Source organism: Paractinoplanes rishiriensis (assembly GCF_016862375.1).
Lineage (GTDB): Bacteria > Actinomycetota > Actinomycetes > Mycobacteriales > Micromonosporaceae > Actinoplanes > Actinoplanes rishiriensis.
This window is the reverse complement of the sequence record NZ_BOMV01000057.1, coordinates 120,280-141,535: the sequence shown is the minus strand read 5'-3', so window position 1 is coordinate 141,535 and position 21,256 is coordinate 120,280. Positions and strand designations below refer to the sequence as shown.

Here is a 21,256-nt window from a genome sequence, read left to right as displayed (position 1 = left end):
AAGCCGGTCGCCCGCGGGCGACGCCCTCGACCTCCCGCTACGGATTGGCTGATGAGCATGCACGAGTCGTACTGGATGGAATCGGCGCCGCCGGCCACCACCTACCCGGCGCTGGCCGGTGACCTGGACGTCGACGTGCTGGTGGTGGGCGGCGGCATCGCCGGCCTGGCGACCGCCTGGGAACTGACCGGGGCCGGCCGCAGCGTGGCGGTGGTGGAGGCGGACCGGATCGCGGCCGGCGTCACCGGGTACACCACCGCGAAGCTGTCCGTGCTGCACACCCTGATCTACGCCCGGCTGCGCGACTCGTTCGGCAAGGACGAGGCGCGGCTGTACGCGCAGTCGCAGCAGCAGGCCGTGGAGCGGGTCGCCGAGGTGACGGCGCGCCTGGCCGTCGACTGCGAGCTGGAACGGGTGCCGGCCTTCACCTACGTCACCGCGCCCGACGGCGTGGAGCAGATCCGCGCCGAGGCCGAGGCGGCGGCCGAGGCCGGGCTGGACGCGTCGTTCGTCACCGGGACCGGCCTGCCGTTCCCGGTGGCCGGCGCGGTGCGGGTCGACGGGCAGGCCCAGTTCCACCCGCGCAAATACCTCCTGGCGCTGGCCGACGACCTGGTGCGGCGCGGTGGCCGGATCTTCGAGCGGACCCGGGCGGTCGGCCTCGACGAGGGCGACCCGTGCACGGTGACCACCGAGGGCGGGCACACGGTCACGGCCCGGCAGGTGGTGGTGGCCACGCACTATCCGGTGTTCGACCGGGCGCTGCTGTTCGCCCGCCTGGAGGTCCGCCGGGAACTGGTGGTCGCGGCGCCGATCGCGGCCGGCCGGGACCCGGGTGGCACGTTCATCACCACCGAGCTGAACACCCGGTCGGTGCGCACCGCGCCGTACCGCGACGGTCAGCGCCTGCTCATCGTCACCGGCGAGCACTTCACCCCGGGTGGTGGCGAGGACGTCGCCGAGCGCTGGGACCGACTCACCGCGTGGACCGGCGAACAGTTCCCCGGTACCGAGATCGCCTACCGGTGGGCCACGCAGGACAACACCACCACCGACCGGGTCCCGTTCATCGGCCGGTTCCACCCCGGTGCGAAAAACGTCTACGTGGCCACCGGCTTCGGCGGCTGGGGCATGAGCAGCGGCGTCATGGCCGGTCAGCTGCTCGCCGCCACGCTCACCGGCACCGAACTCCCGTGGGCCGGGCTCTACGACCCGCGCCGGCTCGGCCTGGTGCGGGAGGCCGGAACGGCGTTGAAGCTGCAGGCCAAGGTGGCCGGGCACTTCGTCGGCGACCGGCTCCGGCCGACCCACGTCGATTCGGTCGACGACATCGAGGCCGGCAGCGGCGGCGTGGTCCGGGTGAGCGGCGATCGGTGCGCCGTCTACCGCGACGGGGCCGGCCGGCTCCATGCCGTTTCGGCCCGCTGCACGCACCTGGGTTGTCTCGTGCACTTCAACGACGCGGAAAAGGCCTGGGAATGCCCGTGCCACGGCTCCCGGTTCGGCATTGACGGCGAGGTCGTCCAGGGTCCCGCGATCAAGCCTTTGTCCCGCGTCGAGCTGCCGGACTGACCTTACCGTCCAGTACCCGCAAAATAAGAGTGTTTTTCACGGCGATTACCGGGCCTGGTCTTTCGACCAGGCCCGGTGCTCTGCAGTGACTAGCGTCAGCAGTTCGCCCAGGAGAACTGGACGAGCGTGTACGCCTGGCCGTCGGAGCCGCGCATCGAGACCCAGTTACGCGTGGTCGACGTACCGGCGTCCACCCGCAGCTCGGTGTTGATGTTGAGGTTCCGCACCTCGCCGCACGGCGCCCAGACCAGCTCGGTGACCGGGGTGATGTCGGTCGACCGCCAGGTGCCGTTCAGCGGACCGGCGATCGGGTGGTCGACGAAGTTGTTCTCCGACGAACCCTGGTAGTAGTAGTTCGTCCGGTGCAGCGCGGAGGCACCGGCGGCAAGACGCGCCCGGCCCCAGTAGTCCGCCCGGGCCACCGCGAAGGTGAAGCCTTGCGGGATGTGTACATTCACGTTGACCTGGCAGTTCTTACGGAAGGCGGTCGGTGCGGCACCGCCGCCGTCCTCGGCGCGGAAGGCCGAGTAGTCGATCCGGAAGCCAGTGTTGTCGGGCAACATGTTGACCGCGGCCGTGCCGGCCGGGCAGCCGGAGCCGTTTACCGTCACCACGTCGAGGGTGATCCGCCCACTGGGCGGTGCGGCCAGCTCGTCGGCGTTCGCCACGCCCGGGAGGAGCACTGCCGCGAGGGCAACCACGGACGCGAGGGCAGCCCACCTCGCGCCGGACAGCTTGGGGGTCATGAAGGGTTCCTTCCTGGGGCAATTCCAGAATAGATATTGATCGACACGAATGTCCTAACGGGATGCTAGCGGGCCTCACCCGAAAACGACAAGAACCTGTTCTGAAGGAGCCGGGAAGGGCGTCCCCAACTCTCCGTAATGACCGATTTACCCTCAATCCCCCACCTCCCAGCCAGGGCAGACTCAGCCGAACGTTTAATTGACCATCATCGATCCCCCTGCCACGCTGATGGGCTGAGCAGCCTTTAACCGTTCCAAATAGCTGCCACATTTACATATTGACGTGTTTCGATCGCGTAAATAGCATGACGGCATCTCGAGGCTTTCCGCTGGCCTCGCCGAAGGGAGCATTAATGCGTAAGGCTCTGTACGCTTTCTGTGCCACGTTGGCCGTTGCGGCGACCACTTTGATCGGCAGCCCGGCCCAGGCAGTCGGCTTGGTACTTGAGGTGCCGCCTCCATCAGACAAGATCGTCATCGACGTCGTGACGGTCAACGGCTCCGGCTGTCCGGTCGGCACCGCCGCGGTCGCCATGTCGCCCGACAACACCGCGTTCACCGTGACGTACTCGAACTACATGGCCCAGGTCGGCGTCGGCGCAGCCAGCACCGACTTCCGCAAGAACTGCCAGATCAACCTGAAGGTGCACGTCCCGTCGGGCTTCACCTACGCGATCAGCAAGGTGGACTACCGCGGTTTCGCCGCGATCGAGAGCGGCGCCAACGCCACCCAGCGGGCGAACTACTACTTCCAGGGTCAGTCGCAGACCGCGTACGCCAGTCACACCTTCCGCGGCCCGTGGGCCGATGACTGGCAGACCTCGGACGAGGTTCCGCTGGCCTCGATGGTCTGGCACCCGTGTGGCGCGCTGCGCAACCTCAACATCAACACGGAACTCCGGGTCGCGGCGGGCACCTCGAACCCCCGCACCACGACGAGCTTCATCTCGATGGACTCGACGGACGGCGAGATCAACACGATCTACCACTTCTCGTGGGCCCGCTGCCCCGCGTAAGAACGCTGGAAACCCCGTCACGCCGGCCGGATTCTTCCGGCCGGCGTGCCGCGTCTCCGGCCACCGGCAGGCGCCACACCAAAAAGATGATCATGAGCACGAACGTGTTGGCGGCCAGGAACGGCAGCAGCCCACCCGGCCCGTCGGCGACCCACCAGACCGGGGACAGCACGCACAGCACGTAGCAGACGCCCACCGCCACCCCGTCGCGGCGCCGGCCGGACCGGCCGAGCAGGATCAGCGCCACCGGCAGGAAGGTCAGGTGGTGCGTCCAGGCGACCGGCGTGACCAGGTTGGCGGTGAGTCCGGCCAAGGTCAACCCCGTCATTTCATGGCCGTACGCATGGGCCCGCGCGGCCCGGCGCAACCCGGCCACCACCGCCACCGAGCACAGAGCCAGCCACCAGTAGCGCGGCGCCGCCGGGCTGTCTGACAGCCGGGCGAGCAACCCCGCCAGCGACTGGTTGGCCACCGCGTCGGCCGCACCCACCCGCTCGGTCCGCCACAGCAGGTCCCCGAAGTACTGCATCGTCTCCCGCGGCGCGACCACGGCAGCGGCGGCGGTAAGCACGGCCGCGGTGCCACCGGCCACAGCGGCCGCCCGCCACCGCCGGGTGACGAGCAGATAGACGATGAAAAGCCCCGGAGTCAGCTTGACGGCGGTGGCGATGCCGACCCCGACCCCGGCCCAGCGCGAACCCGCCCGCCCGAGCACGCCCAGATCCAGCACGACGAGCGCGAACAGCACCAGATTCACCTGCCCGAGCCCCAGCGTCTGCCGCACCGGCTCGGTAGCCAGCGCCAGCACGAGGACCAGCGCCACCGGCAGCGCCCGCCCGGCAAGGAGAGCCCGGCCGGCTGGAAATCCCCGCCCGGCAGTGAGAGCCCAGCCGCCCTGGAGCGGCCGGCCGGGCCCGGCTGCCCGGCTGGTGACCACTGCCAGCGCGGCAGCCAGGGACGGCAGGCTCAGCAGCACGTTCAGCCAGCCGGCCACGTTCAGCGGGACCAGGCCGGCCGGCATCAGCAGCAGCGCGGCGAACGGCGGGTAGGTGAAGCCGAGCGCGCCGCGGACCGGGGCCTGGTAGGCGTACAGGTCGCCGCCGTCCGCCCACCACCGGACCGCGCCCTGATAGATGGCCATGTCGAAGAACCGGAAGTGCCGGTCGAACGCCCACACCACCACCAGGGCGAGCAGCGCTAGTACACAATGGACGGTGCGGCGAGACATGCGGGTCCCCTCGGCGGGCGAGACGGCGGGCTACGGGGTGTCGCTGTGGACCACGTCGGTGACCGCGGTGCTGTACTGCACCACCCCGGGCGCGAGGGTCTGGTTGGCCGGGCCGGGCCGGCGCACCACCGCCTGGGTGAACACGATCTGGTCGGTGCCCGGGCGCAGGAAGATCTGCCAGTCGATGAGCCCGTAGCGGACCGTCTCGCCGGTATAGGCCAGCCCGACCGCGGGCCGTCCCATCGGGTCGGTGCCGGTCCCCAGCGTCCGTACCCCGGTCAGCGCGCCCAGCGCGCGGAACACCTTGGCGCGGTCCACCCCGCTCAGCGAGTTGGTGAAGACGTCCAGCAGCCGGGTGCACTCGCGGAACAGCCAGCCCTGGCCGTCGGGCGGCGCCGCGGACGGCGTACCGATCATGGCGGCGACCGCCGCGGCCGGGTCATCCGGCAGGTCACCCACGTCGCCGGTGAACTCGGGGTCGCCGGCCAGGTTCGGGGTCAGGTCGTCGCCCTCGTTGCCCGGCAGGTCGGCGGCGGACGGCGAGCCGTCGCGCCGGTACGCCGCCGCGTCCCGCTCGGTCAGCGGCCGTACGCTCGCACCCTGCTCCCCCACCGCCAGCCAGCCCTCGCCCGGCCGGCCCTCGGCCGGTTGCACGCTGCGCACCGAGTCGACCCGGATCAGGTCGTAGCCACCGGCCGCGGGCACGTGCACGATCCGCCCGGCGGTGCCCGCGACGTGCACGAACTCGCCCTGGCCGGCGCTCTTGCCGGCGGCTCCGGCGGCAGCCGCGAAGATGGCCGACGGCGCCGCGACGGTGTTGCGCGGCGGTTCCGGCCGTTCCGCCCGCAGGTGCCGGGCGACTACCGTGCCGCCGCCGGCGACCAGCGCGAGGGCCGCGGCCGCCAGCACCATCCGCCGGCCCCGGTGCCGGCCCGGCTGGGCGACCGGCTGGGCGACCGGCTGGGCGAGGACCGCGCGGAGGCAGAAATGGGCCTGCGAGGTGGGTGCCGCGATCGGGTCGGGCACCGGGTTGGCGGCGGCTAACCGGGCCATGGCGTCGTTCTCGTTCATGCCGACCGCGCCTTCCTGTGCGCCGGGGCTGGACTGGGCAGGACAGCCGGAGCGGGCTTCTCGTCGCGGTCCGCGGCGGCCAGCAGTCTGGTGAGGCGGCGCCGGGCGCGGTGCACGCGCACCTTGAAGGTGACGGCGGAGCAGCCCAGCACGGTGGCCGCGGCGTCGTGGTCCAGGCCCTCCCAGCCGATCAGCAGCAGCGCCTCCCGGTCGGCCGGCGACAGCCGTTGCAGCGCCTGCCGCAGCCCGGTGTCGGCGATCACCGACAGCGCGTGGTCGGGCTCCGGCTCCAAGCCGTGCCCGGCGATCTTCTCGGCCACCCGGGCCTGCCGCCGGTCGGCGCGCAGTTCGTTGGCGAGGCAGTTGCGGGCCACCCGGTACAGCCAGGGCAACGGCTCGGCGGGTAATCGGTCGAAGTGCCGCCACGCGGTGGTGAAAGTGTCGGCCACCACGTCGTGCGCCCGAGCCGCGTCGGTCCGCCGGGACACGAAGGCGAGCACCAGCGGATAGTGCACACGGAACATCACCGTGAACTGCTCATGCCTCATCCCCGCGCCCCCTCGCTGCGCTCATCCTCACCCCCTTTAGGTCCGGAACCCACCGCCCGGTTACCACGGCTATCAATCCGATACATTGAAACTCATCAATGCGAAGGGGGTTCCCATGTTCCTGAACCTGGCCGTAGCCGCCCTGCTGACCCTGCCCGCTCCGGTGGTCGTCGACGTCATCACGCTCAACGGCACCGGCTGCGCGCCCGGCACCACCGCGATCTCGGTGCTGCCGGACAACAGCGGCTTCCAGATCGACCACACGGACTTCCGGGCGGTGGCCGGCGGCGACGCCCCGGTCACCGCGTTCCGCAGGAACTGCCAGCTGAACCTCGTCGTGCACGTGCCCGACGGCTGGACCTACGCGATCTCCCGCATCGTGCACCAGGGCTCCCTGCACCTCGAACCCGGCGCGACCGCCGTCCTCCGGTCCCTCTACTACTACGCCGGCGGCCCGCTGCCGGCCTACCGCACCCACACCTTCACCGGACCGCTCGACCAGGACTGGCAGGCGATCGACACGATCGAGCTCGAGGCGCAGGTCTTCGTGCCCTGCGGCCAGCAGCGCAATCTCAACGTCAACGCCGAACTGCGGGTGACACCCGGCGACACTCCCGCCGTGTCCAGCTGGATCGCGATGCGGGCGTTGAGCACCGACGTCCGGACCACCTACGAGTTCGCGTGGCGGGAGTGCGCCTAGTTCGGATGATGCTCTGACGAGCGTTACCGGGCTCCTCCGCATATCCTTTGAGCGGCTGCCGCGGCGGTGATCGACAAGGGGAGTTCCGGGCACATGAGCGAGGACGCCGAGGTGTTCGCCGGCGGTGGCGATGTCGGCCGTGATCTGGCTGCCGTCTCGTGGGAGGCGACACCGCTCGGGTCGCCGTCGGGGTGGCCGCAGAGCCTGCGTACCGCGGTCAGTATTTTGCTGTCCTCCCGATTCTCGATGTGGATGGCGTGGGGGCCGCAGCTCACGTTCTTCTGCAACGCCGCCTACCGGCGCGACACCCTGGGCCGCAAATACCCGTGGGCGCTGGGCAGCCCGGCCAGCGAGGTGTGGGCCGAGATCTGGAGCGACATCGGCCCGCGCATCGAGGCGGTCCTCACCACCGGCGAGGCCACCTGGGACGAGGCGCTGCTGCTGTTCCTGGAGCGCTCCGGCTACACCGAGGAGAGCTATCACACGTTCTCCTACAGCCCCCTGCGCGACGACGACGGCGCGCTGGTCGGCATGCTCTGCGTGGTCAGCGAGGAGACCACCCGGGTGATCGGCGAGCGGCGGATGGCGACGCTGCGCGACCTCGGCTCGGACCTCAGCGCGATCCGCACCGAGCAGCAGATGCTCGCGTTCGCCGGCACCCAGCTCGGCCGCAACCTGCGCGACCTGCCCTTCACGCTGACCTACCTGTTCGACGACGAGGACGGCGCCCACCTGGCCGGCTCGACCGGCATCGCCGCCGGGCACCCGGCGGCGCCCGCGTCGCTGGCCGGCTCCGGGGTGTGGCCCGCCACGGCCGCGGGCGGCGGCGAGTCGCTGCTGGTGGCGCTCGACGGCGAGGCGTTCGCCGGGCTGCCCCGCGGCGACTGGTCCGAGCCGCCGGTGCAGGCCCTGCTGGTGCCACTGCTCCAGCAGGGCGGCGCCCCGTACGGCTTCATGGTTGCCGCTCTTAATCGCTTCCGGCAGCTGGACGACGGCTATCAGGGGTTCGTCGAACTGGCTGCCGGGCACGTCGCGGCCGGCATCGGCAGCGCCCGCAGCTACGAGGCACAGCAGCGGCGGGCCGAGGAACTGGCCGAGCTGGACCGGGCGAAGACCGCGTTCTTCTCCAACATCAGCCACGAGTTCCGCACCCCGCTCACCCTGATCATGGGGCCGGTCGAGGAGCTGCGGACCCGGTGGGGCACCGCCGATCCGGCCGTCCGCGCCGAGCTCGACGTCATCCACCGCAACGGGCTGCGGCTCGGCAAGCTGGTCAACACGCTGCTCGACTTCTCGCGCATCGAGGCCGGCCGGATGCAGGCCCGCTACGAGCCGCTCGACCTGTCCGCCACCACCGCCGAGCTGGCCAGCGTGTTCCGCTCCGCCGTGGAGCGGGCCGGCCTGGCCTTCGAGGTGGACTGCCCGCCGCTGGACCAGCCGGTGTACCTGGACCGCGGCATGTGGGAGAAGGTCGTGCTCAACCTGCTGAGCAACGCCCTCAAATTCACCTTCAAAGGCAAGATCCGGGTCGCCGTACGCACTGAGCACGGGCGCGCCGCCGTGACCGTCGCCGACACCGGTATCGGCGTCCCCGCGGACGAGATGTCCCGCCTGTTCGAGCGGTTCCACCGGATCGAGAACGCGAAGTCGCGCTCCAACGAGGGCAGCGGCATCGGCCTGGCCCTGGTCAAGGAACTGGTCGAGCTGCACGGCGGCGACATCACCGCGGACAGCACGGTCGGGGCGGGCACCGCGTTCCGCATCCGGCTGCCGTTCGGCGCCGAGCACCTGCCGGCGGACGCCCTCGCCTCGGCCGGCAGCACCTTCGCGGTGACCGACACCGCGGCGCCCTACGTTCAGGAGGCGCTGCGCTGGCTGCCGTCGGACGCCGGCGCCGAACCGGAGCCGCGGCTCGTCACCGGCGACGCACCGGCGACGAGCCGGCCGGGCCGGCTGCTGGTCGCCGACGACAACGCGGACATGCGCGACTACCTGGTGCGGCTGCTGCGCTCGGCCGGCCACCGGGTGGCGGCGGTCGGCGACGGGCAGGCCGCGCTGGAGGCGGCCCGGGTACAGGACCCCGACCTGATCATCAGCGACGTGATGATGCCGCGCCTGGACGGCCTGCAACTGGTCGGCGCGCTGCGGGCGGACCCGCGGACGGCGAGCACGCCGGTCCTGCTGTTGTCGGCGCGGGCCGGGCAGGAGGCCTCCATCGAGGGCCTGGAGGCCGGTGCCGACGACTATCTGGTCAAGCCGTTCTCGTCCGCCGAGCTGCTGGCCCGGGTACGGGCCAACGTCGAGCTGGCCCGCCTGCGCAACCATCACGCCCGATGGCGTACGGCCTTGGTGGATTCGCTGCAGGAGGCGTTCTTCGTCTGTGACGAGGACGGCGCGATCATCGAGATCAACTCCACGTTCACCGACATCCTCGGCTTCGGCCCGGAAGGCCTGCCGTACGCGCCGGTGCATCCCTGGTGGCCGGACCGGGACACCGACCCCGCGGGCTACCGGCAGGTCGAGGTGGCGTTCGCGCAGCTGATCGAGCAGTCCAGCGGCAGCTACACGATTCCGGTGCGGCACCGCGACGGGCGCCGGATCTGGGCTGCCGCCGCGTTCAGCCAGGTCGAGGACCCGGACACCGGGCGGCGGGTCATCGTCGGCACGTTCCGCGACGTCACCGCCGAGCACTACGCGGTGCAGCGGGAGACCGCGCTGGCGGCGATCAGCGTGCAGCTGTCCCAGGCGGACAGCCTGACCGGCGCGATGGACGGCGTACTGGATGCTTTGAAAGATCTTTGGCAGGCGGCCCAGGTGTACGCCGTCGTGTTCGACGAGTCCGGCAGCCCCAAGGTGACCACCACGGCGCCGCATCAGCCCTGGGACGGCCTGCGGGACCGGCTCACCGCGCTGCGCGACGGGCCGCTGCTCACCCCGGTGATCGAGCCGGCCGGCGGCGCCGGGATCGCCCTCGAACACCCCGACGGCACCCTGGTGCTGTGGCTCGAGCTGGGCGGCAACCGCCCGTTCACCGAGCAGAACCAGACACTGCTCGCCCTGCTGGCCGGGCACCTGGGCCAGGGTCTGCACCGGATGCACCAGATCGACCAGCAGCGCGAGACGGCGCTCGCCCTGCAGCGGGCCATCCTCGGCCCGGCCCAGCTCCCGGCGGGATTTGCGGTGCGCTACGCGCCCGCGACCCGGCCGCTGAAGGTCGGCGGCGACTGGTACGACACGGTCACGCTGGCCGACAGCCGGATCGGCATCGTGGTCGGCGACTGCGTCGGGCACGGCCTCGATGCGGCCACCGTGATGGGCCAGCTGCGCAGTGCCTGCCGGGCGCTGCTGCTGCAGAACGCCGACCCGGCGCAGACCCTGACCGCGCTCGACCGGTTCGCCGCCCAGCTGCCCGGTGCGATGTGCGCCACCGTGTTCTGCGGCGTGCTCGACCCGGCGACCGGCGAACTGACGTACGCCAGCGCCGGCCATCCCCCGGCCGTGGTCAGCCACGCCGACGGCACCGCCGACCTGCTCGACCAGGGCCGGTCCCGCCCGCTCGGGGTGCGCTCGCCGGCCGGCCGGCCCGGCGCCCACTACACGGTGCCGACCCGCGCCACCCTACTGCTCTACACCGACGGGCTGGTCGAACGCCGCCGCCAGCCGCTCACCACCGGCATCGACCGGGTCACCGACACGGTCCGGCGCGGCCGCGGCGCCGCCCTGGAGGACCTGGCCGCCGACATCATGGACCGGATGGCTCCCGACGCCGGCTACGACGACGACGTGGCGCTGCTGCTCTACCGCCACCCCGCCCCGCTGGAACTGGAGTTTCCGGCCGAGGCCACCCGGCTCGCCCCGGTCCGGTCGGCACTGCGCGGCTGGCTGGCCCGGTGCGGCATCGACCCCACCACCACGCAGAACGTCCTGGTCGCGGCCGGCGAGGCGTGCGCCAACGCGATCGAGCACGGCCACCGCCACCTGCCCCGTGGCGGCCGGATCCGGTTGCGCGCCGCCGCCACCGCCGAGAACCTCCAGCTGACCGTGACCGACAGCGGTCTGTGGAAGACTCCACAACCGGCCGAGAACCCGCACCGCGGCCGCGGTTTCACCCTGATGCGGGCGTTGATGACCGAGGTAACCGTCACGACCGGCACCGCCGGCACCATCGTCGGCCTGAAGGCTTGGATTCCCCGATGAGCACCGCACTGACGTGCCACACGGCCCGCCGCCCGGACGGCACCCTGGTCCTCACCGCCGCCGGCGAGGTCGACATGAGCAACGCCGCGTCGTTCGCCGAGGCGCTGACCGCCGCCCGCTCGGACGCGCCGGAGGAGACCCTGGTGGTCGACCTCACCCGGGTGGAATATCTGGACAGCGCCGGCCTGGCCGCCCTGTTCCCGCACGTCGACCACCTGCGGCTGGTGGCCGGCCCGCTGCTGGCCCCGGTGCTGACGATCGCCGGCCTGGACGACCTCACCACCCTCCAGGAGAGCCACTGACCCACCGCCCGGCGCCGCCCGGCGGCGGGTCTGCTCACGAGCGGCTACGCCTGCGGGTACCACGTGTAGGTGACGGCGCCCGGCGGGTACTGGTTCGCGTAGAGGTTGGCGAAGGCCCGGCACAGGCCCTCGGTGACGAAGGAAGCGCCGTCGAAGTAGCGGCCGTAGAGGTAGATGCTGCAGACGCCGGTGATCGCGGCGGCCGTCAGAACGTTCGTCTCGGTGGCTTGATGAGGCTTGGGGGTGGCGGCCTGCGCCGTACCGGCCAGGCCGCCGACGGTCAGAGCAACGGCAAACGACGCCGTGGCCAGGGCACGGGCGAGGGTGCTTCGCATCGGTGACTCCTTCGAGTTGACGTTGCGAAGAAGGGTGCCGCCGGTGCTTCATCGGAGCTGCACCGAATTGTTCATCGCTGCCGACCGCGACGGTCTAGACCGGACCGCCGATGCCGGTCTCGTTGCCGTCGGCGTCGTGGAAGACGTACTTCCAGACCGAGCCGTGCTTCTCGATGTCCACCGGCTCCAGGCCCTGCCCGGCGATCCGCGCCACCTCGGCGGCCGGGTCGTCGACCCAGACCATGCCGACCGCGCCGCCGGCCCGGACCGGGTCCTGGATGATGTACACGTACCGGTCCTCGGCGAGCTGCCAGACCGCTTCGATGTCGTTCGGATAGAACGCCGGCTCCGCGCCGAACAGCCGCTTGTACCACTCCAGGGCGCTGCCGTAGTCGCGCACCGGAATGCCGGCGAAGATGCCGACCGCCATGCCTGCCTCCTCCGTTTTCCGTACCGTACCCGGCCGCTCCCGACCCCCTGGCGAGCAGGCCAAAGTCGGGTCGTAACGGCCGGACCAAGATGAGCGGTGGCGTCGAGAGCGTCTCTATCGGGCAGGCCTTGACCAGACCGGCTGAAATGGTGGCGTGGCCACATCGCGATGGCGTTCCTTCACGAATCGCCGGTCCGTGCCGGTGGTTGTGGTCGGGCTCGCGCTCCTCGCCCTGGTGCCGCCGGACTGGTGGTTACGGGCCCGGGCAGCGGTCCCGCATCTCGGCTGGCGATGGCTGCCCGCGTTGATCGCGGTGGCCGGGCTCGCCGTCATCGCCGGGCGGAGTGCGGCACGCTGGCGCCGGGGTGGCGACGACCGCCGCCGTCCGGTCGCCGAGCGGGTCCCGCTCTTCGTCCATGTGGCCGCCCTGCTGGCGTTGGCGTTCCTGGTGGCGGTCGTTGCCGGGCTCGGCATGTGGGTCGCGGTGGGCCGGCCCGACCTGAGTTCCGCGACCACTTCCGGAGCCGGAACGGCGGCGTGGAGCATCGCAAACACCTTCGATGCACTGAAGATCGTTCTGGCGATCGTCGCGGGCATCGGAGGCGTCGTCGCGCTCACCGTGGCCTATCGCAGACAGGACCACAGCGAGGCCGCCGAGCACCGCGAGAACACCAAGTTGTTCAACGAACGGTTCGGCAAGGCCGCCGAGCAGCTCGGGGCGGACAAATCCGCCATCCGGCTCACCGGCACCTACGCGATGGCCGGGCTGGCCGACGACTGGGAGGAGGGCCGCCAGACCTGCATCGACGTGCTTTGCGCCTATCTCCGGGCACCATACGACAGTGCGGCCCGCGACGAACAGCAGGTCCGGCACACGATCGTCATCCTGATCCGCGCCCACCTGACACCGGAGTTGATCGATACCTCCCGTCGCCCGCGCTGGCACGGCTACCGGTTCGACCTCCGGGGCGCGACTCTCGACGGTGGCGATCTCTCCAGGATCGATCTGCGCGAAGGCACCTTCCTCAACCTGCGCGGCGCGGTAATCACCGACGGCGAGGTGTCGTTCAGCGGCGCGAAGTTCTCCGGCGGTACGGCTGCCTTCAACGAAGCGAGGTTTCTCGGCGGCACGGTGTCCTTCGTCGGCGCCCACTTTTCCGGCGGCACGGTGTCGTTCAGCGACGCGGAGGTGTCCGGCGGCACGGTGTCCTTCATCGGAGCGCAGTTCTCCGGCGGCGCGGTGTCGTTCAGCGACGCGAGGTTCTCCGGTGGCACCGTTGCCTTCAACAGCGCGGACTTCGCCGGCGGCACCGTGGCCTTTCGCGACGCGGACTTCGCCGGGGGCCACGTGGACTTCTCCACTCCCCGCTCCTGGTCGGCTCCACCCATCGGTGTCGTCTCGACCCAGCGGGGAGTGTCGTGGCCCGCGACCGCGTCGTAGAACGTTGATCAGCGCATGATCAGCGCAGCCAGCCCGGCCACCAGATGCCGTTGCCGAAGCCGGTGGACCACTGGTGGTCCGTGCACGACAGCTTCGTGGCGAAGCGCTGGTCGTCGAGGATCGCGATGACGCCGGCGTTGTAGGTGCCGAGGCCGAAGCCGATGCCGGTGACGGTCATCTTCGGGTTGGCGGCGACCACCTGGGCGAAGGTCAGCGTGGCCGGGCCGCCCCCGGTCTTCGGCAGGCCGGTGATCGTGGTGGACGAGGTCCACAGCGGGCCGTTCAGCACGTCCCACTCGGTGCGGACCTGGCGCTGCGGGTTGCCGGCGCCGATGTCCCTGAGGTACCAGTACGGCTCGTAGATCAGCACGCCCTCGCCGGCCGGGGTGCGGACGTAGATGTGGTACGCGGGCAGCGCGGCGTCGTTGACGACGGCGTTGTCGCCGGCGGTCTGGTCGAGCTTGACGGTCTCGTAGTTCATCTCGGTGACCGTGCTGGCCGCCACCGGCAGCAGGAAGTTCTTCTTCCAGGACACCTTGTCCACGTTGGTGGACTTCGCCGTGGTCAGCTTGATCCCGTCGACGCCCACGGTGGCGGTGGCGGTGCCCACCTTCTCCACCCCGGCGGTGGTGCCGTGCTTGTCGACCCCGCACGGCCGGTGGGAGGACGCGCCGGCCGGCTGAGCGGTCACCGCCAGGCTCGCCGCGGTCAGTGTGGTAAGCGCGGCAGCGGTGAACAGCCGCTTCTTGAGGTTTTCACGGTTCATGTCCTTAGTATACCAATATTGTATTCTTTGTCTGTTTCGTGGTCAGCTCGCGGCGACCAGCGGGCGCACCCGGGCGGCGACCAGCTGCTGGGCCAGCTGCTCGGCATGGGCCAGCAGCACGACCGCCGGCCGCTCCGCGGCGACGTCGCCGGCCAGTTCGCGCGCCGCGGTCAGTACCGCCTTGACCAGCTCGGACAGGTCGACCGGCGCGGGCTCGTCGCCGAGGATCGCGCGGAACAGCGCGTGCGTCGCCGGCGCCGGGTCGATGCCGCGCTCGTCGGCCAGGATCTGCCGGCACGCGTGGTAGCAGCGCAGCGCACCCGCCCGGTCCCCGTCGGCGGCCAGGGCCGACATCCGGATCCGCCAGGCGTCCTCGGCCGCCGGGTCGAGGTCGGTGGCGAGCGCCGCATGGTCGTGGGCGCGCTGGTGGGCACCGACCGCCAAGGCGTGCCGGGACGCGCTGGTGGCGGCGGCCACCACCCGCTGCCGGTAGCGCTCGCGGACCTCGTCGGCCCAGTGCCGGCCGGACTCCTCGGCGAGGGGCAGCTGGCCGGCCAGGCCGAGCGCGCGTTCGAGCAGCGGCAGCGCGCTCGTGGCCGACAGTCCCCGGGCCCGGTTGAGCAGGTCGTCGAAGTCCCACAGATCGACCGCGACCCGCTTCTCGTCCAGCCGGTACCCGGCCCGGTCGGCGACCACGACTGCGGAACCGAGGTGGTGGCGCAAGCCGGACATGTAAGCGGACAGCGTCGCCGCGTAGCCGTCCGGGGCGTGACCGTTCCACAGCAGCTCGGCGAGGGCGGACTTGCTCAGGGTCCGGTGGACCGCCAGCAGCTGCAGAATCCGCCAGTGCTGGGCGCCGCCAAGGCTGCGCCGGTCCATCCCCCGCACCCGTCCGGTGCCGAACAGCTGAATGTCGATCATCATGCGCTCCATCACTCTCGGTGATGTGAACTCTGCCCTGGCGGTGCCCCGGCGCGGGAGCCGGAGGTGAGGGGTGTGCGGCTACCCAATCTTGGGGGCAGAAGCTCGCAAAACGGATAAAATTGTCAGATGGCGGAGGAGCTGGAGTCCATCCGGGTACTGGTGGTCGATGATCACCAGACCTTCGCCGAGCTGCTGGCCATCGCCCTGCAGAGCGAGCCGTCGCTGAGTTTCGTGGGGCACGCGCAATCCAGCTCCGAGGCGCGCGAGCTGGTCGAGCGGCTGCGCCCGGACGCCGTGCTGATGGACGTGGAACTGCCCGACGTCGACGGGATCAAGACGACCGGGCAACTGATGGCCGACTACCCGGAGTTACGGGTGATCGTGTTGACCGCGCACGCCGAGCCATCCCTGGTGTCCCGGGCGGTGGCGGCCGGCGCCTGCGGGTTCCTGCCCAAGGGCGGCGCGCTCGGCGACGTGCTCCAGGCGCTGCGCAGCGCGCACCGGGGCGGCATGGTGATACCGGCCCACCTGCTGTCCGGCGCGCTCAACCCGGCCGCGCCGCGGGCCGCGCACGCCGAGCCGGTGGCACTGCTGACCGCCCGCGAGCGGGACGTCCTGCGGATCATGGCCCTCGGCCGGGACGCCCGGGCCATCGCCAACGAACTGGGCATCAGCCTGCACACCTGCCGCGGCTACGTGAAGAGCATCCTCGCCAAGCTCGACTCGCACAGCCAGCTGGAGGCCGTCATGAAGGCGATCCGGACCGGCCTGCTCGACGCCATCAGGTAGCCCGTCTGCTAACAGCAGATCGGCTTGGCGACGGCCGCCCACCCGCCCGAAGGTTGGTTCCATCAGGTCCGGCCGCGAGCGAGGAGAGGCCATGCCAACAGCCACCGGGACGACCCCGTGGACCGCGGGGTCCATCGACGACCAGGTAGCCGCCCGGCTACTGCACCAGCGCATCATCGTCCTCGGCACCGAGGTCGACGACCAGATCGCCAACCGGCTCTGCGGCCAGTTGCTGCTGCTCTCGGCGGAAGACCCGCGCAGCGGCATCAGCCTCTACATCAACTCACCGGGCGGCTCGGTCAGCGCCGGCCTGGCCATCTACGACACCATGAGGCTGATCCCGAACGACGTGAGCACGCTCGCGCTCGGGCTGGCCGGCAGCATGGGCCAGTTCCTGCTGACCGCGGGCACCCCCGGCAAGCGGTTCAGCCTGCCGCACGCCCAGATCCTGATGCACCAGGGCTCGGCCGGCTTCGGCGGCACCGCGGCCGACGTCGAGATCTACGCCGAGCAGCTCGACCGGGTCGGCAGCACACTGCTGCGGCTCACCGCCGAGCACACCGGCCAGCCGGTCGAGCGGGTCGAACTGGACAGCCGGCGGGACCGCTGGTTCAACGCCGACGAGGCCCGGGCGTACGGCCTCATCGACCACATCCTGGACAGCGTCGACGACGTGCGTCCGGCGATGTCCCGCCAGCCGATGGGACTGAGCGCATGACCGCCTGCACCGAGCGGCACCCAGCCGCACCTGACGAGCCTTCAGTCCGTTTCTGGGCGGCGGGTGGGGCGGTTGGATGGGGCGTCGCAGGCGAGGGCCAGAAGGGCATGCCCAAGGGAGGAACAGCATGAGCCAGTACACGATCCCCACCGTGGTGGAGAAGACGCCCACCGGCGAACGTGCCTTCGACATCTACTCCCGGCTGCTGGCCGACCGGATCCTGTTCCTCGGCACCGAGATCGACGACGGCGTGGCGAACGTCGTGATCGCCCAGCTGATCCACCTGGAGTCGGCCGGCGAGCAGGAGATCGGGATGTACATCAACTCGCCCGGCGGCTCGTTCAGCGCGCTCACCGCGATCTACGACACGATGAACTTCGTCCGCTGCGACATCGCCACGTTCTGCGTCGGGCAGGCGGCGTCCGCGGCGGCGGCGCTGCTGGCGGCCGGCACCCCGGGCCGGCGCTCGGTGCTGCGGCACGCCAAGGTCACCCTGCACCAGCCGTCCAGCCAGGCCCGGGGCACGCTGCCCGACCTGGCGGTCGAGGCCAAGGAGGTGGCCAAGGTCCGCGCCGAGATGGACCAGATCCTGGCCCAGCACACCGGTCATCCGGTCGCCAAGATCCGGGCGGACACCGACCGGAGCATGACCCTGTCGGCGGCGGACGCGGTCGCCTACGGACTCGCCGACCAGGTGATCACCCAGCGACCGGGCCGCGCCTACCGATTGAGCGGCGCCGCCTGATCAGGCGGCCATCATGAGGACGTCGCCCGAGCGGTGCAGCGGCGGGGAGACCTGCCGCTGCAGCTGGGCGGTCGCCAGCCGCAGGACCGGGGCGCGGTAGCCCACCAGGTCGGCCCGCACCTCGGCGAGCAGGTCGGACAGCTCGATGCCGAGCGAGTCGCAGACCGCGGCCAGGATCTCGGAACTGGGTTCCTTGCGGCCGCGCTCGACCTCGGACAGGTATTGCACCGAGACGCAGGCCTCCTTGGCCACCTCGGCCAGCGTGCGGCCCTGCTCCTGGCGGTGCCGGCGCAGCACCTCACCGACCACCGTACGGAGCAGGGGGCGAGGTCGCGCGATGTCCGCCATCCGCTCACCGTACCGGCGCGGTGGCCGTGCCAGTAGCCGCCGGCAGCCGGTTCAGCCAGCAGCGTAGAAGCCCGCCCCGTTTGGCGTTCGGGGCCATGGGTAGATCTCGATGATGACCCCGCGGCCCGGCACGATGATCCGGTTGACCCAGTCCCCGCATCGGGCCGCGCCGCCGGCCCGACTCCTCGGCTGCCGGGTCACCGACCGCGACGGCCACCCCCTCGGCACCGTCGACGACCTGTTGGTCGACGCCGACGAGCAGCGCTACCGGCTGATCAGCGTGGAGCACGGCGGCGTGACCGGCTTCGGCGCCACCCCCTCGTTCATCCCGGTCGAGGCCGTGCACGGTGTGGTGGGCGACACGATCCGCGTCGGGCGCAGCAGTGCCCAGGTGGCGGACGCTCCGCTCTACGATCCGAGCCGGATGGCGGCTGGGCAATTTTGCGAGAGCCTGTACGGCTACTACGGATGCTGATACGACGGTCATCGAGCCTACACATAGGAGACTGCGATGACCGTGGATCTGAAGCTCGAAGTAGTCACCATTCCGGTCCGGGATCTCGACCGGGCCAAGGAGTTCTACGCCGGCCTCGGCTGGCGGCTCGACGCCGACTTCCCGCTCGGCGGCGGCCGGGCGATCCAGTTCACCCCGCCCGGTTCCCCGTCGTCGATCCATTTCGCGCCGGGCACCGACGCGGTGCCGGCCGGCTCGGCCCAGGGCATCTACCTTGTGGTCAGCGACCTCGAGGCGGCCCGCGCCGACCTGCTCGCCCACGGCGTGGAGGTGAGCGAGGTCTTCCATGTCACCCCGGACGGCCGCGGCGACGGCCCGGCACCCGGCGGCGCCTCCTACGCCTCGCTCGCCGGGTTCCGCGATCCGGACGGCAACGGCTGGTTGCTGCAGGAGGTCACCGACCGGCTGCCGGGCCGCGTCGACCCGGCCACCGCCACGTACGCGTCGGTGCAAGACCTGGCGAGCGCGCTGCGCCGGGCCGAGGCCGCGCACGGCGAGCACGAGCAGCGCACCGGCGTCCGCGACGAGAACTGGCCCGAGTGGTACGCCGAATACATGATCAGCGAGCAGGCCGGGACCGAGCCGCCTAAGTGACGGTCCAGCCGAAGCTGATCGTGGTGGACCGCCCCTCGCTGTCGGTGACCGTCACCCGGGTGGTCCAGGTGCCCGCCTTCTCCGGGTAGCCGTAGATGAACGTGCTGGTGCCGAGGAGGCCGTCCGGCATGCCCTCGAAGGTATAGGTGAGCTCGTAGTCCGAGTCGTCGTCGGTGGCCTCGATGTTCAGGAAGACCCAGTCGCCCACCCCGGTCGTCTGGTCACCCGGGTTGGTCACCGCCGGCGGCCCGAAGATGTCCCAGAAGAAGTACGTGACGCCGACGTGGCCCGCGCTGTCGGTCACCGAGATCTTCACGTACTCCCAGCCCGTGGTGGTCGGCGAACCGGTGATCAGGCCCGTCGCGTCCATCGACAGCCCGGCCGGCAGGTCGGTGGCGGCGAACGTGATGTCGTCGCCCTGCGGGTCCTCGGCCCGGATCTGGAGGCGGACCGTGTCGCCCACGACGCTCTCCTGGTTGCCGGGGCGCCACACCGCGGGCTCCTGCGGCACCGGGTCGGAGCCGTCGACGTTCACGGCCTTCCAGGCGGCGTCGACCGCGGCGTACTCGGTACCGCCCGCGCCGTACAGGTCGGCCGCCGCGGTGAGGGTGGCCTGCCGGGCCGCCGCGTAGTTCGTGTTCGACAGCATGTACACGGTCAGCGCCCGGTACCAGATCTGGCCGGCCTTGTCGTTGCCGATGCCGGTCACCGGCGGCGCACCCGCGCACGGCGTGCTCGTGCCCCACCGCGACTCGCCGCTGCCGACCGCCAGGTTGTAGAAGAACTTGTTGGCCACGCCGGACGAGTAGTGCACGTCCTTCACCCCGATCGCCGAGTTCCAGCACGAGGAGGACTGGCCGTCCCGGATCGGCTCGTCCATGTAGCGCAGCGGGCTGGTGCCGAGCTTCTCGGCCACCAGGTAGTCCGGCGGGTCGTTCGGGTTGTTCGCCGCGAACTCGACCAGCGTGCCGAAGATGTCGCTGGTGGCCTCGTTCAGCCCGCCGGACTCGCCGTCGTACACCAGTCCCGCGGTGCCGAAGGTGACCCCGTGCGCCCACTCGTGCGCCACGATGTCCAGCGAGACGAACGGGCCGCGGGTGTCGTCGCCGTCGCCGAAGGACACGCAGTAGCAGTCGCTGTAGAAGGCGGCGTTGGCCTCGTTCTCGTGCACCATGGCGACCGGCGCGCTGCCGTCGTCGCGTACGCCGGTGCGGTTGAAGTTGCCTTTGAAGTAGTCGAAGGTCTGCGCCACGCCGTAGTGCACATCGGCCGCGACCGTGGCCCGGTCGGCGCGGGTGCCGTCACCCCAGACGTTGTCGTCGTCCAGCAGCGGCACGCTCCCGGCCGGCTTCGGATAGGTGCTGTCCAGCGCGTCCAGCGTGCGCGCGCCACCCCGGTCCGGGTCGGTCAGCGTGAACCGGCCGTCCTCGGTGCGGCTGGTGCTGAGCGGCACCTCGCCGCTGTAGAGGCTGTGCCCGGTGCCGTCCGCCCGGTGCACGCTGTCGAAACGGCGCCGGACCTCACCGCTGCCCGCGTCGACGACGACGGTGCGCCCGTCCGGCCCGGTGACCTGCCAGGCCAGCACGGGTGTGCCGGGCGCCGCGTCGACCACCAGGCGCGCGGCGGAGTCTTTGCCCGGCAGGGCGCGCTTGGCCCGCTCGGCATCGACGACCGGCGTGGTGCCGACCGCAATCGTCTGGCGCTGCGCCACCGACGTGTCCCGGAAGCTGCCGTCCGGGTTGGCGTGCACCACGTAGTCACCGCCGAGCACCGGCAGCCCCCGATAGGTCCGGTCAAACCGCACGTGCCGAGACCCATCAGGATCAACAACAACACCCTTGAGCTGGTACGACTCACCGGCCGCGGCCCGGATCGCCCGGCCGTGCCGGCCGACGAGCGCGCGGGCGTCCTGGACGGCCCGGTCGCGCGACGGCGGCTCGATGCCGGCGCGGGGCGGCGGCTCCTGGTTGGCGCGGGGCTTTTGTCCCGCGCCGGCCTCCGCCCCTTGCCCGGGGTGCGGCTTTTGTCCCGCGCCGGCCTCCGCCCCTTGCCCGGGGTACGGCTTTTGTCCCACGCCGGCCTCCGCACCTTGCCCGGGGTACGGCTTTTGTCCCACGCCGGCCTCCGCCCCTTGCCCGGGGTACGGCTTTTGTCCCACGCCGGCCTCCGCACCTTGTCCGGGGTGCGGCTTTTGTCCGGCGCTGGCGGAGGGTGCCGGGTCGGGTGCCGCCGCGGCGGGCCGACCCTCCGCCGCCTCCGCCGCCACCGCCGC

At 71.3% G+C, this 21,256-nt stretch carries 20 protein-coding genes and 1 pseudogene; 11 read left to right on the top strand and 10 right to left on the bottom strand.

Going from position 1 to position 21,256, the window contains the following annotated elements; genetic code table 11:
• Positions 1-51: 51 nt before the first annotated feature.
• Entirely contained in the window at positions 52-1,572 is a 1,521-nt protein-coding gene (locus tag Ari01nite_RS25150; protein WP_239163004.1) for an FAD-dependent oxidoreductase, read from the top strand.
• Positions 1,573-1,667: 95 nt separating this feature from the next.
• Here the strand turns inward: Ari01nite_RS25150 and Ari01nite_RS25145 are convergent, their stop codons facing one another.
• Positions 1,668-2,318: a DUF4360 domain-containing protein gene (locus Ari01nite_RS25145; RefSeq protein WP_203784618.1), complete on the bottom strand. Its 651-nt coding sequence runs from the start codon at positions 2,316-2,318 to the stop codon at positions 1,668-1,670.
• Positions 2,319-2,671: 353 nt separating this feature from the next.
• Here Ari01nite_RS25145 and Ari01nite_RS25140 point away from each other — a divergent pair, with 353 nt between their 5' ends.
• A complete protein-coding gene (locus Ari01nite_RS25140; protein ID WP_203784617.1) occupies positions 2,672-3,334 on the top strand; it encodes a DUF4360 domain-containing protein in 663 nt (220 codons plus the stop codon).
• Here Ari01nite_RS25140 and Ari01nite_RS25135 read toward each other — a convergent pair.
• From Ari01nite_RS25135 to Ari01nite_RS25125, 3 genes are read right to left on the bottom strand one after another with little or no spacing between them, the layout of a single operon-like run.
• Entirely contained in the window at positions 3,291-4,562 is a 1,272-nt protein-coding gene (locus tag Ari01nite_RS25135) for a glycosyltransferase 87 family protein (protein ID WP_203784616.1), read from the bottom strand. The two genes, Ari01nite_RS25140 and Ari01nite_RS25135, sit on opposite strands and share 44 nt — an antisense overlap.
• Positions 4,563-4,592: 30 nt before the next feature.
• On the bottom strand, positions 4,593-5,633 hold the full coding sequence (locus Ari01nite_RS25130; protein ID WP_203784615.1) for a hypothetical protein: 1,041 nt from the start codon (positions 5,631-5,633) through the stop codon (positions 4,593-4,595).
• Positions 5,630-6,181 (bottom strand): RNA polymerase sigma factor, encoded by a 552-nt coding sequence (locus Ari01nite_RS25125; RefSeq protein ID WP_203784614.1) that lies wholly within the window; start codon positions 6,179-6,181, stop codon positions 5,630-5,632. The genes Ari01nite_RS25130 and Ari01nite_RS25125 overlap by 4 nt, the downstream gene beginning before the upstream one ends.
• Positions 6,182-6,296: 115 nt before the next feature.
• Between Ari01nite_RS25125 and Ari01nite_RS25120 the strand changes: the two genes are divergently transcribed.
• The 3 genes from Ari01nite_RS25120 to Ari01nite_RS25110 all read left to right on the top strand — a co-directional run bounded on the left by Ari01nite_RS25120 (position 6,297) and on the right by Ari01nite_RS25110 (position 11,380).
• Positions 6,297-6,881: a DUF4360 domain-containing protein gene (locus Ari01nite_RS25120; protein WP_203784613.1), complete on the top strand. Its 585-nt coding sequence runs from the start codon at positions 6,297-6,299 to the stop codon at positions 6,879-6,881.
• 93 nt (positions 6,882-6,974) lie between these two features.
• A complete protein-coding gene (locus Ari01nite_RS25115; RefSeq protein WP_203784612.1) occupies positions 6,975-11,078 on the top strand; it encodes a SpoIIE family protein phosphatase in 4,104 nt (1,367 codons plus the stop codon).
• The gene (locus Ari01nite_RS25110) at positions 11,075-11,380 is read left to right on the top strand and encodes an STAS domain-containing protein (protein WP_203784611.1); all 306 of its coding nucleotides are present in this window, start codon (positions 11,075-11,077) and stop codon (positions 11,378-11,380) included. Before Ari01nite_RS25115 ends, Ari01nite_RS25110 begins: the two co-directional genes overlap by 4 nt.
• Before the next feature lie 44 nt (positions 11,381-11,424).
• On the opposite strand, the gene Ari01nite_RS25105 is transcribed toward Ari01nite_RS25110, so the two are convergent.
• A complete protein-coding gene (locus Ari01nite_RS25105; RefSeq protein WP_203784610.1) occupies positions 11,425-11,715 on the bottom strand; it encodes a hypothetical protein in 291 nt (96 codons plus the stop codon).
• Between the two features lie 94 nt (positions 11,716-11,809).
• Positions 11,810-12,145: a VOC family protein gene (locus tag Ari01nite_RS25100; protein ID WP_203784609.1), complete on the bottom strand. Its 336-nt coding sequence runs from the start codon at positions 12,143-12,145 to the stop codon at positions 11,810-11,812.
• Between the two features lie 313 nt (positions 12,146-12,458).
• Here Ari01nite_RS25100 and Ari01nite_RS25095 point away from each other — a divergent pair, with 313 nt between their 5' ends.
• On the top strand, positions 12,459-13,586 hold the full coding sequence (locus Ari01nite_RS25095; protein ID WP_203784608.1) for a pentapeptide repeat-containing protein: 1,128 nt from the start codon (positions 12,459-12,461) through the stop codon (positions 13,584-13,586).
• A 19-nt stretch (positions 13,587-13,605) separates the two neighbouring features.
• Here the strand turns inward: Ari01nite_RS25095 and Ari01nite_RS25090 are convergent, their stop codons facing one another.
• Together Ari01nite_RS25090 and Ari01nite_RS25085 are read right to left on the bottom strand one after the other, a co-directional pair.
• Positions 13,606-14,352 (bottom strand): hypothetical protein, encoded by a 747-nt coding sequence (locus Ari01nite_RS25090; protein ID WP_203784607.1) that lies wholly within the window; start codon positions 14,350-14,352, stop codon positions 13,606-13,608.
• Between the two features lie 42 nt (positions 14,353-14,394).
• Complete coding sequence (locus tag Ari01nite_RS25085) at positions 14,395-15,273, bottom strand: AfsR/SARP family transcriptional regulator (protein WP_203784606.1); 879 nt, start codon at positions 15,271-15,273, stop codon at positions 14,395-14,397.
• Between the two features lie 129 nt (positions 15,274-15,402).
• On the opposite strand from Ari01nite_RS25085, the gene Ari01nite_RS25080 reads away from it, so the two are divergent.
• From Ari01nite_RS25080 to Ari01nite_RS25070, 3 genes are all read left to right on the top strand, one after another.
• Positions 15,403-16,065, top strand: coding sequence for a response regulator transcription factor (locus Ari01nite_RS25080; protein WP_203784605.1), 663 nt, complete (start codon positions 15,403-15,405; stop codon positions 16,063-16,065).
• A gap of 91 nt (positions 16,066-16,156) precedes the next feature.
• Positions 16,157-16,783 carry a ClpP family protease gene (locus Ari01nite_RS25075; RefSeq protein WP_203784604.1) on the top strand — a complete coding sequence of 209 codons (627 nt, stop codon included), beginning with the start codon at positions 16,157-16,159 and terminating at the stop codon, positions 16,781-16,783.
• Positions 16,784-16,910: 127 nt separating this feature from the next.
• Positions 16,911-17,528 (top strand): ClpP family protease, encoded by a 618-nt coding sequence (locus Ari01nite_RS25070; RefSeq protein WP_203784603.1) that lies wholly within the window; start codon positions 16,911-16,913, stop codon positions 17,526-17,528.
• Positions 17,529-17,633: 105 nt separating this feature from the next.
• Here Ari01nite_RS25070 and Ari01nite_RS25065 read toward each other — a convergent pair.
• A pseudogene (locus tag Ari01nite_RS25065) lies at positions 17,634-17,876 on the bottom strand (helix-turn-helix domain-containing protein); the annotation flags it as partial.
• A 112-nt stretch (positions 17,877-17,988) separates the two neighbouring features.
• Between Ari01nite_RS25065 and Ari01nite_RS25060 the strand changes: the two are divergent.
• Both Ari01nite_RS25060 and Ari01nite_RS25055 read left to right on the top strand, forming a co-directional pair.
• Positions 17,989-18,351, top strand: a complete 363-nt coding sequence (locus Ari01nite_RS25060; protein WP_203784601.1) for a PRC-barrel domain-containing protein — start codon at positions 17,989-17,991, stop codon at positions 18,349-18,351.
• A gap of 36 nt (positions 18,352-18,387) precedes the next feature.
• Complete coding sequence (locus tag Ari01nite_RS25055; RefSeq protein ID WP_239163003.1) at positions 18,388-18,984, top strand: VOC family protein; 597 nt, start codon at positions 18,388-18,390, stop codon at positions 18,982-18,984.
• On the opposite strand, the gene Ari01nite_RS25050 is transcribed toward Ari01nite_RS25055, so the two are convergent.
• Positions 18,977-21,058 carry a M4 family metallopeptidase gene (locus Ari01nite_RS25050; RefSeq protein ID WP_203784600.1) on the bottom strand — a complete coding sequence of 694 codons (2,082 nt, stop codon included), beginning with the start codon at positions 21,056-21,058 and terminating at the stop codon, positions 18,977-18,979. The genes Ari01nite_RS25055 and Ari01nite_RS25050 overlap by 8 nt on opposite strands.
• Between the last annotated feature and the right edge of the window lie 198 nt (positions 21,059-21,256).

Excerpts from the sequence above, each read along its gene's own strand:
- Ari01nite_RS25145 (WP_203784618.1), bottom strand. The coding sequence starts at position 2,318 with ATGACCCCCAAGCTGTCCGGCGCGAGGTGGGCTGCCCTCGCGTCCGTG.
- Ari01nite_RS25150 (WP_239163004.1), top strand. The coding sequence starts at position 52 with ATGAGCATGCACGAGTCGTACTGGATGGAATCGGCGCCGCCGGCCACC.
- Ari01nite_RS25120 (WP_203784613.1), top strand. The coding sequence starts at position 6,297 with ATGTTCCTGAACCTGGCCGTAGCCGCCCTGCTGACCCTGCCCGCTCCG.
- Ari01nite_RS25130 (WP_203784615.1), bottom strand. The coding sequence starts at position 5,633 with ATGAACGAGAACGACGCCATGGCCCGGTTAGCCGCCGCCAACCCGGTG.
- Ari01nite_RS25115 (WP_203784612.1), top strand. The coding sequence starts at position 6,975 with ATGAGCGAGGACGCCGAGGTGTTCGCCGGCGGTGGCGATGTCGGCCGT.
- Ari01nite_RS25125 (WP_203784614.1), bottom strand. The coding sequence starts at position 6,181 with ATGAGGCATGAGCAGTTCACGGTGATGTTCCGTGTGCACTATCCGCTG.
- Ari01nite_RS25090 (WP_203784607.1), bottom strand. The coding sequence starts at position 14,352 with ATGAACCGTGAAAACCTCAAGAAGCGGCTGTTCACCGCTGCCGCGCTT.
- Ari01nite_RS25085 (WP_203784606.1), bottom strand. The coding sequence starts at position 15,273 with ATGATCGACATTCAGCTGTTCGGCACCGGACGGGTGCGGGGGATGGAC.
- Ari01nite_RS25135 (WP_203784616.1), bottom strand. The coding sequence starts at position 4,562 with ATGTCTCGCCGCACCGTCCATTGTGTACTAGCGCTGCTCGCCCTGGTG.
- Ari01nite_RS25075 (WP_203784604.1), top strand. The coding sequence starts at position 16,157 with ATGCCAACAGCCACCGGGACGACCCCGTGGACCGCGGGGTCCATCGAC.
- Ari01nite_RS25055 (WP_239163003.1), top strand. The coding sequence starts at position 18,388 with ATGACCGTGGATCTGAAGCTCGAAGTAGTCACCATTCCGGTCCGGGAT.
- Ari01nite_RS25080 (WP_203784605.1), top strand. The coding sequence starts at position 15,403 with ATGGCGGAGGAGCTGGAGTCCATCCGGGTACTGGTGGTCGATGATCAC.
- Ari01nite_RS25105 (WP_203784610.1), bottom strand. The coding sequence starts at position 11,715 with ATGCGAAGCACCCTCGCCCGTGCCCTGGCCACGGCGTCGTTTGCCGTT.
- Ari01nite_RS25100 (WP_203784609.1), bottom strand. The coding sequence starts at position 12,145 with ATGGCGGTCGGCATCTTCGCCGGCATTCCGGTGCGCGACTACGGCAGC.
- Ari01nite_RS25070 (WP_203784603.1), top strand. The coding sequence starts at position 16,911 with ATGAGCCAGTACACGATCCCCACCGTGGTGGAGAAGACGCCCACCGGC.
- Ari01nite_RS25140 (WP_203784617.1), top strand. The coding sequence starts at position 2,672 with ATGCGTAAGGCTCTGTACGCTTTCTGTGCCACGTTGGCCGTTGCGGCG.
- Ari01nite_RS25110 (WP_203784611.1), top strand. The coding sequence starts at position 11,075 with ATGAGCACCGCACTGACGTGCCACACGGCCCGCCGCCCGGACGGCACC.
- Ari01nite_RS25060 (WP_203784601.1), top strand. The coding sequence starts at position 17,989 with ATGACCCCGCGGCCCGGCACGATGATCCGGTTGACCCAGTCCCCGCAT.